The sequence below is a fragment of the Saccharicrinis sp. 156 genome (genome assembly GCF_050589685.1).
GTDB lineage: Bacteria > Bacteroidota > Bacteroidia > Bacteroidales > Marinilabiliaceae > Saccharicrinis.
This window is the reverse complement of the sequence record NZ_JBNGOS010000057.1, coordinates 1-15315: the sequence shown is the minus strand read 5'-3', so window position 1 is coordinate 15315 and position 15315 is coordinate 1. Positions and strand designations below refer to the sequence as shown.

At 39.9% G+C, this 15315-nt stretch carries 10 protein-coding genes; 8 read left to right on the top strand and 2 right to left on the bottom strand.

What is annotated here, in order from left to right; all coding sequences use genetic code 11:
• Position 1 precedes the first annotated feature (1 nt).
• Positions 2-1918 carry a beta-N-acetylhexosaminidase gene (locus ACRD64_RS23310; RefSeq protein WP_430936667.1) on the bottom strand — a complete coding sequence of 639 codons (1917 nt, stop codon included), beginning with the start codon at positions 1916-1918 and terminating at the stop codon, positions 2-4.
• Positions 1919-1933: 15 nt separating this feature from the next.
• A complete protein-coding gene (locus ACRD64_RS23305; RefSeq protein WP_430936665.1) occupies positions 1934-4144 on the bottom strand; it encodes a B12-binding domain-containing radical SAM protein in 2211 nt (736 codons plus the stop codon).
• 625 nt (positions 4145-4769) lie between these two features.
• On the opposite strand from ACRD64_RS23305, the gene ACRD64_RS23300 reads away from it, so the two are divergent.
• The 8 genes from ACRD64_RS23300 (at position 4770) to ACRD64_RS23265 (ending at position 14805) form a co-directional block, all read left to right on the top strand.
• Positions 4770-6077, top strand: a complete 1308-nt coding sequence (locus tag ACRD64_RS23300) for a T9SS type A sorting domain-containing protein (RefSeq protein WP_430936663.1) — start codon at positions 4770-4772, stop codon at positions 6075-6077.
• A 1205-nt stretch (positions 6078-7282) separates the two neighbouring features.
• Positions 7283-7891 carry a V-type ATP synthase subunit E family protein gene (locus tag ACRD64_RS23295; protein ID WP_430936661.1) on the top strand — a complete coding sequence of 203 codons (609 nt, stop codon included), beginning with the start codon at positions 7283-7285 and terminating at the stop codon, positions 7889-7891.
• 5 nt (positions 7892-7896) lie between these two features.
• Positions 7897-8760 carry a DUF2764 family protein gene (locus tag ACRD64_RS23290; protein ID WP_430936659.1) on the top strand — a complete coding sequence of 288 codons (864 nt, stop codon included), beginning with the start codon at positions 7897-7899 and terminating at the stop codon, positions 8758-8760.
• Positions 8744-10510, top strand: coding sequence for a V-type ATP synthase subunit A (locus tag ACRD64_RS23285; RefSeq protein WP_430936657.1), 1767 nt, complete (start codon positions 8744-8746; stop codon positions 10508-10510). The genes ACRD64_RS23290 and ACRD64_RS23285 overlap by 17 nt, the downstream gene beginning before the upstream one ends.
• A gap of 13 nt (positions 10511-10523) precedes the next feature.
• On the top strand, positions 10524-11843 hold the full coding sequence (locus tag ACRD64_RS23280) for a V-type ATP synthase subunit B (RefSeq protein WP_430936655.1): 1320 nt from the start codon (positions 10524-10526) through the stop codon (positions 11841-11843).
• A 70-nt stretch (positions 11844-11913) separates the two neighbouring features.
• Positions 11914-12525, top strand: a complete 612-nt coding sequence (locus ACRD64_RS23275) for a V-type ATP synthase subunit D (RefSeq protein ID WP_430936653.1) — start codon at positions 11914-11916, stop codon at positions 12523-12525.
• 8 nt (positions 12526-12533) lie between these two features.
• Positions 12534-14333: a V-type ATP synthase subunit I gene (locus ACRD64_RS23270; protein ID WP_430936651.1), complete on the top strand. Its 1800-nt coding sequence runs from the start codon at positions 12534-12536 to the stop codon at positions 14331-14333.
• 19 nt (positions 14334-14352) lie between these two features.
• A complete protein-coding gene (locus ACRD64_RS23265; RefSeq protein ID WP_430936649.1) occupies positions 14353-14805 on the top strand; it encodes a V-type ATP synthase subunit K in 453 nt (150 codons plus the stop codon).
• Positions 14806-15315 lie beyond the last annotated feature (510 nt).

The following is a 15315-nucleotide window of genomic DNA, read 5'->3' as shown; positions in this document are numbered from 1 at the left end:
GTTAATCGATGGCTTTATAAAATTCGAGCAAATCATTTAACTTTTGACCGGAACGTTGTAATCCACCTTCCCTGTTCCGGATTGTCCATAGTTCGTCGTGTTTTTTAATTAATGTATCAAGTTCATTGGCTAAAATTTGTAAAGTATCAGGACTAATGTTTTCCGTAGCGAGCTGTTTAGCGTTTAAGCGAGCTAGCCCTAGGTGAATACCATGCTTGGCAAGCATTGCGGCTTGTTTTATTTCATCTACAGTAATTTGAGCGTCGCGACTCATTGGTGCAGATTGATCCAATAGCAGTATAGCCGTGTCGATTTCCTGCTCGGCTTTTAACAGGTTTTTCTTTTTAAGCATTTTTGTTTGATAATGACCTTTCATTGTCCATCTGTATCTGCGCAACATTAAGTGGAATGCATTGGCATTCCCCTCGGGGATTTCGCAAGCAAGGTAGGCATCGCCCAATTTCAGTAAAGCTTTTGTTAGATTACCTGTGCTATCTTTGAAAATGAATTTGTTCAGAGCCGTTGGTATTAATTCCATTGGATCCATCTGGGCATTCCACGAATATGCGGCGCCTGTTGCAAGAGTAGGGTAACAAACGGATAGAGGTTGCCAGTGTCCCCAATCGCCCCAGTTTGTGTTTAAATAACCTTTTGCACCAAACTTCTTGCCGTATTGTGCAGCTCTCCCGAGGTTAGTGAAAGCATCCTTGTTTCTGCCTATGATGGAGCGCCAGGTAGAAGTGCCGGGACATACATAATAGTCTAGGCCTGCCTCTTCAAATTTTGGTAAATTTTCCTCAAAAGGATATTTGCTATCGTAACCCCATACCATGGCGGTCATGTTTTCGGGGATTGACGAAATTAACTCCGGGTGTTTTAATATAATATCGCCCCAAAATTGTGCTTTTCTCCCGTGTTTGTTGACTTCGGAATTAAGTTTTTTTACAAAATCGAGGTATACTTTACCTTTCCCGTGTTTTTGGCATTCCTGTTTCGATAAGCCATTTCCCAATTCCACGGTTTCGTCACATCCTATGTTAAAATACTGGCTACTGAAATTTGGGAGTAATTCAGCATATAATTCTTGCATCAAATCAAAGGATTCCGGAAGTAAGGGGTTTAAACTATGTCTGCTTCTGGTTCCCCAAATAGTATTGCAGTCGGTAGGGCATTCGGCTAAATGAAGGTATTGGTCATGCATAAGCCAATTTTCCATGTGCCCGAACGAATTTTGATTCGGAACCAAATCGATAAATTTGGCTTTGCAATAAGCGTCAATCATCCGTACCTCTTCTGCTGTTATCGGACTGGCGTCTTTCCATACTGTTCGATGGTTTTTATAGGCGAATGTATGTTCGGTATACAGCTGGAACTCGTTAATTTTCCATAGGGCAAGCATATCAATTAATTGGTATAACGTTTCCATGGTTGGTACTTTATCCCGGCTAATGTCAAGCATGTATCCTCTACGCTCGAAATCGGGCCAGTCCGTAATCGACAAACACGGTATTGGCTTGCCGGTATCCTTACTGTATTGCAATATTTGTTGGAGCGTTTGTTTGCCATAAAAAAGAGCCGCATTGTCCCTGCCAACAATTTTTACCGAAGTGGAATCAATGGTTAGGCAATAGGCTTGTTTGTTGCGGAGGGCACTATCGATTTCAAGAGAGAAAGTATTGATCGTAAGCGGGGAAGAATGGGTTTTAACGTCGCCAACTATATCAAAGGGAGAGATGTTTTCTATCAGTTCAATAAAGTTGTGGTTCGGGATAACAGCTCCTTGTATTTCGTTCAGGTATCCTTTATCAATATTTATTTCCCGGGGGGCGGGCAAAAGATAATGCGTCAGCTCTTGCGCATGTGTCGCAAAGAGCGAATTGCACAGGAACAGGGTTATTATTTTTATAAGCTTTGTCATAGATCAAATATGCGATTAGATGTTTAACAATCCAAAAAGTTTTAATTGTTTTAAGGTGAAGCTTTGCCAAAAAACGGAAAAATCGCCTAGGTTGTTTCTGGAAAAGTCTTCCTGGACCTCCTTAAAGGTGGGATTTGTCTTGTTACCTATTGAGCATCTTTCCAACAAGGAGATAAGCCATGGTGCCAATGATGCCTTTATGTTCATCCGGGTTGTTTCGGAGGAGAGATAAAATGTAAGCTCGCACATTTCTTGCGATTTGCCTTTCTTTTTTCGACTGTAATACCTGGCATCCGGTGTGTTTTCCATCCAAATAAGTTTGCTGTTTGGCATGGGTTCTCCTTGGGAGGTGCCGTCAAGTGCTTTGGAAATTAAGTTGTAAGGAACACTGGTATTTGGAACCTTAAATTCGAACCAGTCTTGCAAGGGAAGGTCAAATCCAACATCGTGCATAAAATTAAATAGTGACTTTTTAAGCCCGGAACTGAATTTTTGATGCGGCGCCCCCGTTGGGTCCACGTGTTCCAGGTCATTGTTTGCAAACGGATTTGTTTCCGGGTTCTTTATTTGGACTTGAAATCGGTTTGGGTTTTTTCCAACCGGGCTATGCACTGTAAGCGCAAACTGATGCCAAAACCCTGAGTGTACTATTTGCTGTTCAAAAAGTTGCCTAACTACCTCTAGGGAATCAATCGTTTCTTGCGTAGTTTGGGTGGGGAATCCGTACATCAGGTAGGCATGCGTCAATATACCAGCTTGGGTGAAATTTTTACACGCTAGCGCTACTTTTTCAATGCTAACCCCTTTGTTGATCAAGGATAGAATTCTGTTTGAGGCTACCTCCAACCCTCCCGAAACAGCTATGCAGCCCGATCTTTTTAATAGAATGCATACATCTTTGGTGAAGCTGGTTTCGAAACGCACATTTGTCCACCAAATTACGTCCAACTTTCTGCGGATAATTTCTTTTGCTAAGGCAATCATGAGTGCAGGAGGTGCGGCTTCATCAACGAAATGAAAGCCCGACTGACCGGTAACGGCCATAATCTTTTCCATTTTATCGCAGATGGTGCTTGCGGTTGCAGGTTCGAACCTGGAAATGTAATCTAAAGTTGTGTCGCAAAAGGTGCATCTGCCCCAATAGCATCCGTGCGCCATGGTTAGTTTATTCCAGAATCCATCGCTCCAAAGTCGGTGCATGGGGTTGGTAACCTCAATCACTGAAATATATTGATCTATTTTAAGGTTGCTGTAATCGGGGCAGATGGATTGCCTGAAGGAAATATCTTTATCTTCGGAGTTGTCAATAAATATAACCTCGCCGTTTTTTGTTATGAATGTTCTTTTGAGCGTATCTGCCGATCGTTTGCCTTCGATGTACTCGATGATATTGTAAAGAGGTATTTCTCCATCGTCCAAGGTGATGAAATCTACGTATTCAAATATTCGGGGATCACTTATCGATCGTAATTCCGTGTTAGCATAGCCGCCTCCCAGGCATACTTTGATATTTGGATAGTTCTTTTTTGCAAATTCCCCACATTTAAGCGCAGCAAATAAATTGCCCGGAAACGGAACGGTTAAGGCCAATAGACTTGGTTGTTCGTTTTCAAGATAGCGTTTTAGGATATCCAGCTGAAATTGCACGATAAGTGAGTTGTCCTCGTTTAATTCATGATAAATAGAATCGAAATAAAAGGCAGAGGAACTGAGTCTTTCGGCATATCTGCTAAAACCAAAGTGAGGATCAATGTTTTCTACAATGAAATCCGAAATGTCTTCGAGGAACAAGGTTGCCAGATGTCTTGCCCTATCCCGGATTCCCATGTTCCCAAAGGACCAATCCAAATCATCGGTTTGATCAAAGCGTGATGCTTTCGGTAAAAATGTCTCGGAGCAAATGCTATGGGCAAGCATGTCGTTGTTACCCTGTAAAAATGAAATAACATGGTCAATAGCATGAATGTATTTTTCTTTTAAAGAAATGATTCTGCAGCCATTCTCGGATAGATCGTCATCAATATTATCCACTAAGTCGAATATTTCCCGAAGTCCTCCTTTGGAAAAGATTTTCAAAATTACTTCAAGCCCCAGATCGACTTGAAAAGACTTAATGTTCTTGCTGCCCAGAAAACCCTTTAGATATGGCGAAGCAGGGTATGGTGTGTTCAGCTGCGTAAATGGCGGACTAATGAGAAGTATGTTCGTATCCAATGCTTGTATCATTAATTGTTTCTGCAAAAGTATAAAAATAGTGGCTTAGTATTATTGTCAATACAAAAGACGCTGTAGAATGCGCAGTGATGCTTAAAAAAAGTTAATTAATGTTGCCGGATATCATAAGATATTTGGTATTTGTAAATGTTTTATACTTTTGCGCTGCCTACACTTCACATTGGATTCCGATTCGGATACAATAACTGTATTGTTAATGCCGTTTATTTAACTGGTCAATCACGATACCGTTTCACATTTAACTATTTTTTGGGAGATCTTATTAATTGTAACGCTTGGTGTGCTTGAGCATTAAAGTACTGATAATTAATGGACTAAAATATATTTCTAATTTAGATTTGTTACAAATTAGTTTGAGAGATGTAATTTTGAAACCTTTTGTTTTTACATTCGTTAATGTTGACAAACTGTCAAAATCGAATTGTTAAAGTATGATTTAGATTGACGAATGAAAATTGAAGAAGATGGAGCTGGCTAAGTTTTGGTTTGACCGATAGTTTGATTTTGGGGAAAATTGATGGAAGGTTAAACTAACGATAGCGTTTATTGAAGAAGATAAAAATAAAGAGTGTAAAATTTTCAACGACACAACAACACAACACAACACAATTTTGATATGCTTAAATTTACTTTATTGTCGCTATTAGTTTGGGGACTGGCGATACAAACATCCTTTGCCCAGGGGGGGCAAGCCTGCGACGAAGCAGTATCTGTGCTTCAGGGACTTAATGTTTCAGACAACTCTTTAGGGGATCAGTGGTTTAAATACACTGCAACAACCAACGGTAAAGTTACCGTTTCCTCCTGCGGGCAAACAACAGCAAATACTTACGTAGAGATTTTTGACGGGTGCGATCTAGAGTCGTTTACTTTTAGTGATGATTATTGCGAAACTCAATCGGAAGTTGATTTTGAAGTGATCAGTGGCTTAACATACTGGATATGCTGGAGAAGCGCATATACCAGTCAGGATTTCGAATGGTTTTTGACGGAATCGCAAGCTGCGCAGGGTGAATTTTGTAGCGATCCATTACAAGCTTCAACAGGAAGTATTCAATCTACGGTTCCTACAAATGATTACCGTTGGTTTCAGTTTACTGCGAGTCGTAATGGTAAGATTACCGTGGAAATAACAAACGCTAATGCTGAGGACTGCGAAATTGCTGTCTTTGATGACTGTAGCTATACAACATCTTTGAACAATGATGATAACTGGAATCCGCACAAAGTAGCTATTAATGGAGAATTAGGAAGAACTTATCTTATTGCACTGCATAATTCTACTACTAATACAAGTATCAACTGGAGTATTGGCGAAAGTAATTGGCAGGCAGGCGAAAGGTGCAGCGATGCTATTGATGTATATAACTTGAACGAAGCACCGATAGATCATGATTCAGGAACGGATAAATGGTTTCGTTTTGTAGCTTTTGAAGATGGTGATATAACCATTACTGCAGCCCAATTAACCAGTGAAGATACTTATCTTGAAGTATACGAAGGTTGTGATTCGGAGAGGGTTGCATTTAGTGATGACGCGAATGGTTTGCAATCGGAGCTTGTGTTAAGCGTAACTGCGAATAAAACATACTACATTAAGTGGGACAATATTTTTGAGCCGGAACAATATGCATGGAGTTTAAAAGCAGGTAATCTGTCTACGGCGGTTCCGGAATTAGAAAATACCGGTTATGGCGTATTTCCTAACCCATCAGAGGGTCCTGTTACCATTGATTTAACCGGGTTCGAATCGGACATGGTAACGGTTAGGGTCATGAGTGTGTCAGGAGTAGCGGTTAAAATATTTGATTTGCCGGGAGGTGAAGAAACCGCTTATGATCTATCAGAGCTTAATAATGGACTCTACCAAATCGTATTAGAAGATTTGGTATCTAAAAAAGTGGTTAAGTTCTTAAAGAAATAACATACAAATACACATTTTGGATGATGCGCCTTAGGTTAAATATCTAAGGCGCATTTTTTATATCATTACCATAAGATTTTCAAGCCGTTTTCTCACTTTCGGTTGGTGCCGGCAATTGTCATTGTCTGATCTAAAGCCAATTGTAGCCATCGTTATGCTGTTTAAGTTCAGTTTTTTAAACTAATTATCAACCGTAGCCGGTTCAAATCCTTCCATTGGGCATGCATTAATCCCGGATTATGCATTAGAACTTCGTCATGAACATTGAAAGTGCAATAAAACAAGGCTTTACTGAAACGAGGCATAGCATCGTTCTGGTGAGTTGAAGTGAAGTAGCGGAGTGTCTTGTTTTGAAACAATTTCAATGTGTAATAGAATTTCAAATGCATATTGCGGGTTAAAGACTTGGGTGAAGCTCCAGTCATCTCGAAGATTCTGTTTAAGAATTCATCAACTTCTGGCACCGCCAAGTTACTGTTAGTGGCAAAAAGAACTACTTGCGAAGCGTCTATTACTTGAGGCCTTCCCCAGGCAGCTTCTTTTAATATGATTCTGAGTTCTTTGTTTTCAATTACTATTACCCGAAAGGGTTGCAAGCCATAGGACGAAGGAGTCAGGTTAACCGTCTTTTAAATATGGTATTAACTGTCGTGGTATCGGTTTTTTTAGAAGGGTAATATTGCTGGGTGGCATACCTCTATTTCATATTAATAAAAATTTCCATGAAATTTTTATTAATATTGTTTTCTAATAAAACTTAAACCCAAAAGCACATAAAGTGTTAGGATGTGCAAGAAAAGCAACGCAATTTTCAAAAAAAATAATTGACCACACATTTATTGTGTTTGAAAAGGGAAATTTGACGTTTCGTCTATATTATTATATCTGAATTCGCAAAAGAAAGGTAGTTTTATTCAAATAAAAACATAAACTACTTAAGACTTCATCCTAATGGTCAAATATTATGTGTTTCTGTGAATAGGCGCAAAATTTAAAAAACATTGTAAATTATCGTTATATTTTCTAAAAGAAACTTTAAATTGTACAAATTTTTCAATAAAATTGGAAGACTCCGGGATTAGATGGTATGATGGTAGACAAAACGTCCTGTTTTGTAAATAGAAGGAACGGAAACGTTCTTAAACGATTGAAAAGTAAAACGTCTTTTATTACTGGTATATTTAAGTTAACTATAAATAATTATCATGCAATCAAAACTTCAGGAACTGACGGATAAGCTGTATTCCGAAGGTGTTCAAAAAGCCAACGAAGAAGCTGAATCCATCATTGATAAGGCCAGGCAAGAGGCCGAAAAGATAGTTGGAGAGGCACAACAAAAAGCTTCTGCTGCAATAGAAGAAGCAGAAAAAAAAGCGGCGGAAATACAGCGCAACATTGAAGCTGAAATAAAATTGGCGTCTCAACAGGCCATTTCTTCACTGCGCCAGAAAATTGGGAACAGTATAACCGTCGCAGTGACTAAACCAACCGTGAATGAGGTATTTTCCGATAAAAAATATGTTCAGTCCTTAATCGCGAAATTGGTGGAAGGATGGAGTAAAACGGGTAACTTTGATATCAATATTGTCCTTCCGGAATCAGAAAAAACTGAGTTGGATAAAAAAATCACTAAAAGTTTTGCTGCCGAAATGAACAAAGGTTTGACCTTTGAACTCGATTCGACTGTGAAAGCGGGTTTTAAAGTAGGACCATCAGATGGTAGTTATGTCATCAGCTTTACCGAGGGAGATTTCCAAAACTTCTTTAAGTCTTTCCTACGGTCTAAAACCAATCAATTATTATTTGAAGAATAAACAGCATGGCAAAAAATTATTACTGTCTGGTTGCCGGCTTGCCTGATATTTTATTGGGTGACAAAAAAGTTTTGTTCACATCTATTACCCTCAGGGAAATGCTGCATGAGGAATTGGCTGAACGGGACTTTAGCTTGGTACGTGCATTATATTTGCCTTTCGACCATTACAATCTTATTGATTTATTGTTTTATCAAAAAAAGGAATTCGATCCAAGGGGAAATTATAGCACCCTGGAGCTGGAAACTTTAACGGATAAAAAACGGTTGGAAGCTCTGGAAGATCATGAGTTCCCCGCCTACTTCGTGGATTTTGCAAACAAAATACTGTATGCAGAGGAACCCGTTAAAAGTGCAGATGCTGAGGTGATTTTATTCAGGATGTATTCTGATTACCTAAGGCAATTCTCCAATACGTTTTTAAACGAGTTTCTTGATTTTGAGATCAACCAAAAAAACATATTTACATCCCTTACCGGTCGTAAGTACGATATGGAATATGAAAAAGAGTTGATTGGAGATGGAGAGGTTGTTGAAGCTTTGGTAAAGAGCAGATCGAGGGACTTTGGTTTGGCCAATGAACTGGAGTATGTTGAATCTCTGATTCAGATATATGAAGATGAAAATATTTTGGAGCGCGAGCTTAAAATAGATCGCCTAAAATGGAACTATCTCGACGAAAGCACTTTCTTTAACTATTTTACAGTGGAAAGGGTATTGGCGTTTGTATATAAATTATTGATAGTTGAACGATGGAGGGCCTTAGATGAAGAGGAAGGCAGAAAAATGTTCCAAAAATTATTGAGCGAATTGGAAAGCAGTTACGAATTTCCTGAAGAATATAAATTAAGCCATGGAAAGAAAAAATAAAACCACCGGTGTGGTAGCCGGTATTATAGCCAACCTTGTAATTGTAGAGGTTGATGGACCTGTGGCCCAAAACGAAATTTGTTTTATCCAGCATCCTGAAAGCAAGTTGATGGCTGAGGTAATTAAAATTATGGGTAAGAATGTTTACGTACAGGTTTTTGAAAGTACCCGTGGGCTAAAAGTAGGAGCGAAAGTGGAGTTCGAAGGTCACTTGCTTGAAGTAACCTTGGGACCAGGTATCCTTTCTAGAAACTACGATGGCCTTCAAAATGATCTGGATAAAATGGAAGGCGTCTTTCTGAAAAGGGGAGACTACACCGATCCTTTAGACAGAGAAAAAAAATGGGACTGGACGCCTATTGCCAAAGCCGGTGATGAAGTAAGCGCCGGTTCGTGGCTAGGAGAAGTTCCGGAAAACAGTATGCCACATCGTATTATGGTTCCTTTTAAATTTGAGGGGACTTATTCAGTTAAAAACGTGGTTAAAGCCGGCGAATATACCGTTGATGATGTAGTTGCCACTATTACTGACAAAGAAGGTAATGACATTGATTTGACCATGGTACAAAAGTGGCCGGTGAAGATGGCTGTTAAAGCTTACAAAGAAAAGCCACGTCCGTTCAAATTACTGCAAACAGGTGTAAGGACATTAGATACGCTGAATCCAATTACAGAAGGAGGAACAGGATTTATCCCGGGTCCTTTTGGTACTGGTAAAACCGTGTTGCAACATGCCATTTCTAAGTTTGGGGAGGCGGATATTGTAATTATTGCTGCCTGTGGAGAACGTGCCAACGAGGTGGTGGAAATATTTACGGAATTCCCGGAGTTGGAAGACCCAAGGACCGGACGCAAGTTGATTGAGCGTACAACTATTATTGCCAATACATCTAATATGCCGGTGGCTGCTCGTGAGGCTTCTGTTTACACAGCGATGACGCTCGGAGAATACTATCGCTCCATGGGGCTGAAAGTATTGTTAATGGCCGACTCGACTTCCCGTTGGGCTCAGGCGCTTCGAGAGATGAGTAACCGTTTGGAAGAACTTCCCGGGCCAGATGCCTTTCCAATGGACTTGACCGCCATTATATCAAGCTTTTATGCGCGTGCAGGTTTCGTTTATCTAAATAACGGAGAGTCGGGATCCATTACCTTTATAGGTACTGTGTCGCCAGCCGGTGGTAACCTTAAAGAACCGGTAACGGAATCTACCCGTAAAGCAGCACGTTGTTTCTACGGACTAAACCAGAGCCGAGCCGATAGTAAGCGCTATCCGGCTATCGACCCCATTGACAGTTATTCTAAGTACCTCGAATATCCTGAGGTAATGGGTTATTTAAAGGAGAATGTGGGCGAGAACTGGCTGGAGAATGTAAATAAGACCAAAACTTTGCTGCTGAGAGGCCGCGAGGCTCAGGAGCAAATCAACATTCTGGGAGATGATGGTGTGCCATTGGAATTTCATGAGCGTTTCTGGAACTCGGAATTGATTGATGCGGTTATTCTTCAGCAGGATTCTTTCGATAAGATTGATGCTAACTGTCCAATGCCACGTCAAAAATATATGCTGGAGAAGGTATTAGGTATAACCGATATGAAGTTCAGTTTTGACACTTTCGAAGATGTGAACGGATTCTTTAAGCGTCTTATCAATCAGCTTAAACAGATGAACTATTCCGAGCAGGATTCTGATAGGTTTAAAACTTACGAAGGTGAGTTGGAAGAAATCATGAAAGAACGCTTAAATTAAAAATTATAGATGCATGGAAACGCAAGCATTTCAAAAAGTATATACTAAAATTGCCAACCTGACCAAGGCCACAGTAACCATAAAAGCTAACGATGTTGGTTATGACGAGATGGCGGTAGTGGATGGTCGTATGGCTCAGGTGGTAAAAATTATGAGGGATGAGGTTGTTCTGCAGGTATTTGGCGGTACGGAAGGCATCCCTACTAACGCCGAGGTGGTGTTTTTAGGGCGTCCACCGCAATTAAAAGTAGGAGACCAATTAGCCGGTCGTTTTTTCAATGCTTTTGGCGATCCAATTGATGGAGGCCCGGAAGTGGAAGGACAAGTGGTTGAAACAGGAGGTCCTTCTGTGAACCCGGTTCGCAGAAAACAGCCTTCGCAGCTGATTGCAACCGGTATTGCAGGTATCGACTTGAATAACACGCTGGTAACAGGTCAGAAGATCCCTTTCTTTGCCGACCCGGATCAACCTTATAATCAGGTGATGGCCAATGTGGCGCTTAGAGCGGAAGCAGATAAGATTATTTTGGGAGGTATGGGCTTATCAAATGATGATTATCTGTACTTTAAAAATATCTTCGATAATGCGGGAGCCCTTGACCGGATCGTAAGTTTCGTAAACACAACGGAAGATCCACCGGTAGAGCGTCTTTTGATTCCGGATATGGCATTGACAGCAGCAGAATATTTTGCGGCAGAGAAACAGCAAAAAGTATTGGTTCTTTTGACGGATATGACGCTTTATGCAGATGCCCTGTCAATCGTTTCGAACCGTATGGATCAGATTCCTTCTAAAGACAGTATGCCGGGTTCTCTATATTCTGATTTGGCTAAAATATACGAAAAAGCAGTACAGTTCCCTCATGGGGGTTCTATCACTATTATTGCCGTAACTACGTTAAACAGTGGAGATATTACCCACGCTATTCCGGATAATACCGGGTATATTACCGAGGGGCAGTTGTTCTTACGTATGGATTCGGATATAGGTAAGGTAATTGTTGATCCATTCCGAAGCTTGTCGCGTTTGAAGCAGCTGGTGATTGGAAAACAAACCCGCGAAGACCATCCTCAGGTGATGAACGCAGCGATTCGTTTATATGCAGATGCTGCCAACGCTAAAACCAAACAGGAAAATGGTTTTGACCTGACTGATTATGATGAGCGTACATTACAATTCGCAAAAGAATATTCTCATGAAATTTTGGCGGTAGATATCAATATCGATACAGAGAAGATGTTAGATATAACCTGGGGACTATTCCAGAAAAATTTCTCTCGTGAAGAGGTGGTAGTGCGTCAGGAATTTGTGGACAAATATTGGAAAAAATAAGTACTAAGTTTAAAGTTAAAAGTACAAATGCTTTCAACTTTAAAACTTTAGTAACTTTCAACTTAAGAATATGGCCGTAAAGTTTCAATATAATAAAACCTCGCAGCAGCAAATGGACAAGCAGCTCAAGATACGAGAGAAAGCTTTGCCCACGCTTCAGAACAAAGAAGCTGCGTTGCGTATTGAGGTGAAAAGAGCAAAAAAGCGAGCCGATGAGCTCGGGCACAACCTTGAAACCCAAATGGCTGATTTAGATAAGATATCGCGACTGTGGGGAGAATTTGATATGCAAGCCATATCTATTGAAGATGTGGTGCTGGAAAGCAAGAAAATTGCAGGTGTTCAAACCCCCGTGCTCAAGGATGTTGTATTTAAAAAAGAGCCGTTTGCACTTTTTAGTAAACCGGTGTGGTTTATAGACGGTGTTAAAATTGTGGAGAGTCTGGCAAAGATTGGTATTGAGCGTGAGGTGTTCGTGCGCAAAATGCAATTGTTGGATATAGCCCGTAAAAAAACAACACAAAAGGTTAACTTATACGAAAAGGTACAGATACCTGGTTATAAAGATGCCATCAGAAAGATTAAACGATTCCTGGAGGATGAAGAGAACCTTTCTAAATCGGCACAAAAAATCGTGAAAACGCGCCAGCAAGCGCAGGCAGAAATGGAGGTGGTGTCATGATTATACCAATGTTTAAATATTCATTTTTAGTTCATCATGCGGATTTTTCCGATTTCAAGGGGAATTTGAAAGAGAGAGGTGTGCTGCATGTGGAGGAAAGGGATATTGAGCCGGGTGCCGAAATTATAGATTACGTTCAGTTATTGAACGAAATCAAGCGATATCAAAAAAGTTTTATAAGCAGGAAAGAGGCCCAGCAGGATGTTGAAGTGGATATTCCTCAATCGGGTATAGCGCTTATAGATATGGTGAAAGACAAAAATTCATCGCTTGAGGCACTTCGTCACGAGAAGCAACATTTAATCAAGGAAGTGGATGCCCTGAACCCTTGGGGTAATTTTAGCTGGAAAACAATTCAACTTCTAAAAAATGAAGGTATTGAAACCCGATTTTTTTATTGTTCCGCAAAAAAATATCAGACTGAATGGGAAAGCCAATATAGTATTGCCAAAATCAATGAGGATAGAGGTTTTGTATATTTTGTCTTTTACGATAACGAGAATCAGTCGATAGAACTTGATGCTGACGAAATCAAGATTCCAAAAAAGGACCTGAGCGCTGTGCAAAGGGAATTGAAACTGGTAAAGGATAAAATTCAACGATTGGAAAAAGAACTGGATTTTATTGCAGAAAAAGGAAAGTCAGTATTGGATGAATATGAGCAATATGTTCAGGATAAACTGAATGATGCGAATTTTATTAGTAATGCCAATGAGGAGGCTGAAGGTAAGATAAAAATAATTGAGGGCTGGGTTCCTGAGTCCAAAGATGAAGAGTTTGAGGCTTATCTTAAGAACGAGTCGGTTTATTATTTGCGAGCCAAATCATCTAAATTTGATAAAGCGCCTGTATTGCTTAAAAACGGCAGGTTTTCTAAGTTGTTTGAGCCAATTGGCAAATTGTTTTCGCTGCCTACTTATGCTGAGATAGACTTAACGCCGTTTTTTGCACCTTTCTTTTTCCTGTTCTTTGGATTTTGTTTTGGTGATGCCGGATACGGATTGTTGTTTGTACTGGTCGCAGGAATTGCAAAGTATAAGGTTTCAAAAGATATGAAACCGATCCTGTCATTGGTTCAATGGCTTGGGGCTGCTGCCGTTCTGTTTGGTGCAATAACCGGAACATTCTTTGGAATCAAGTTGATGAATGTTGATATCCCATTTTTTAGCAGAATGAAAGAATCGTTCCTTACAGACGAGGAAATGTTTAACCTGGCCTTACTGTTTGGTTTTGTTCAAATACTGTTTGGAATGGCCATAAAAGTCGCCAATGAAATTCGCCAGGAAGGATGGAAATATTCTTTGTCAGCGGCTGGATGGTTTCTGTTTTTTATCTCTACAGCGGTAATGGTAATATTGGATGCTGTAGGAGGAGAAGAAAAATGGATGTGGTCTGTTGCTCATTTGATATTGATCGGAATAGCCGGATTGGGTATTTTTATCTTTAATAACCCGAAGGGAAATATTCTGTTGAATATTGGGGCCGGATTATGGGATACATACAATATGGTCACTGGATTTGCAGGTGATTTGTTATCCTATATCCGTTTGTTTGCCCTGGGATTATCAAGTGCAATTTTAGGTCTGGTGTTTAATTCTTTGGCATTCGACTTAAGTCCGGATATTCCTGTTGTCGGATGGATTATAACCGCGATAATCTTGATATTCGGGCATGGACTAAATATTTTTATGGCAGCATTAGGGTCAATTGTTCACCCAATGAGGCTTACATTTGTAGAATTTTATAAAAATGCCGGATATGTCGGCGGTGGTGCTGAATACAGACCATTTAAAAAAATAAGTAAATAACCTTTTTAAAAATAACATTATGAGCGCTATTGTATTAGCTTACATTGGAATCGGAATTATGATTGCACTTACAGGAATTGGAAGTGCTTATGGAGTATCAATTGGTGGAAATGCTGCCATCGGAGCAATGAAAAAGAATGCGGATGCATTTGGTAACTACCTTGTGTTAAGTGCCCTTCCCGGTACGCAGGGACTTTATGGTTTTGGAGCCTTCTTTATTTTCAATACTGCAGGTGTTTTAACTGCAGATATTACCTGGGTACAAGCTTCTGCCGTATTTGGTGCCGGATTAGCTCTTGGTTTGGTAGGGCTTTTCTCTGCTATACGCCAGGGACAGGTTTGCGCTAACGGTATCGCTGGAATCGGTGGTGGATACGATGTGTTTGGTAATACTCTGATTCTTGCCGTATTCCCAGAGCTTTATGCTATCCTTGGTTTTGCTGCTGCATTTATGATCAGTATTTCAATCTAAGAATATAATTAGTTAATAAATTAAGAACCGATGGCGTATGTCATCGGTTTTTTTGTCTGCGGATTTTATAAATTAATGCGAATTTTTAACAGCGTTGCGGTTTGGGTTTAAAATTATCCTTGTATTCTTAAAGGCAGGCTTTAAGATTACCGTTGTATTATTAAAAGTTGTAAGATGGTATGTGTGACTCCTCAAGAGCCAGATGGACATAGCAGAAGACATCTTGATAAATAAACAACCCTAGCCTGGGACTAACAATGAATGAGCATTAAATACCTTCGAGAACAAATACGCCGAAGGTTTTTCTCAGACCTTAAAGTGTCAAAGGCCTTTAGGGCTGGTACTTTTATCATTAACTTAATTGTAGATAAGGTTAAAATTATTGTTATTTTAGGTCGAAATTAAGAAATGATTGTTGGAACATTCGATTAGATAGTGCCGGCAAGAAAAGTCGCTTTTTTTACAAAGTGGACAAATCCAAGCTGATTTATTTCAATATTAAAAGAGTTG

Bases quoted from the DNA above. Each gene is read 5' to 3' on its own strand.
- ACRD64_RS23310 (WP_430936667.1), bottom strand. From the start codon at position 1,918: ATGACAAAGCTTATAAAAATAATAACCCTGTTCCTGTGCAATTCGCTC.
- ACRD64_RS23305 (WP_430936665.1), bottom strand. From the start codon at position 4,144: ATGATACAAGCATTGGATACGAACATACTTCTCATTAGTCCGCCATTT.
- ACRD64_RS23300 (WP_430936663.1), top strand. From the start codon at position 4,770: ATGCTTAAATTTACTTTATTGTCGCTATTAGTTTGGGGACTGGCGATA.
- ACRD64_RS23295 (WP_430936661.1), top strand. From the start codon at position 7,283: ATGCAATCAAAACTTCAGGAACTGACGGATAAGCTGTATTCCGAAGGT.
- ACRD64_RS23290 (WP_430936659.1), top strand. From the start codon at position 7,897: ATGGCAAAAAATTATTACTGTCTGGTTGCCGGCTTGCCTGATATTTTA.
- ACRD64_RS23285 (WP_430936657.1), top strand. From the start codon at position 8,744: ATGGAAAGAAAAAATAAAACCACCGGTGTGGTAGCCGGTATTATAGCC.
- ACRD64_RS23280 (WP_430936655.1), top strand. From the start codon at position 10,524: ATGGAAACGCAAGCATTTCAAAAAGTATATACTAAAATTGCCAACCTG.
- ACRD64_RS23275 (WP_430936653.1), top strand. From the start codon at position 11,914: ATGGCCGTAAAGTTTCAATATAATAAAACCTCGCAGCAGCAAATGGAC.
- ACRD64_RS23270 (WP_430936651.1), top strand. From the start codon at position 12,534: ATGTTTAAATATTCATTTTTAGTTCATCATGCGGATTTTTCCGATTTC.
- ACRD64_RS23265 (WP_430936649.1), top strand. From the start codon at position 14,353: ATGAGCGCTATTGTATTAGCTTACATTGGAATCGGAATTATGATTGCA.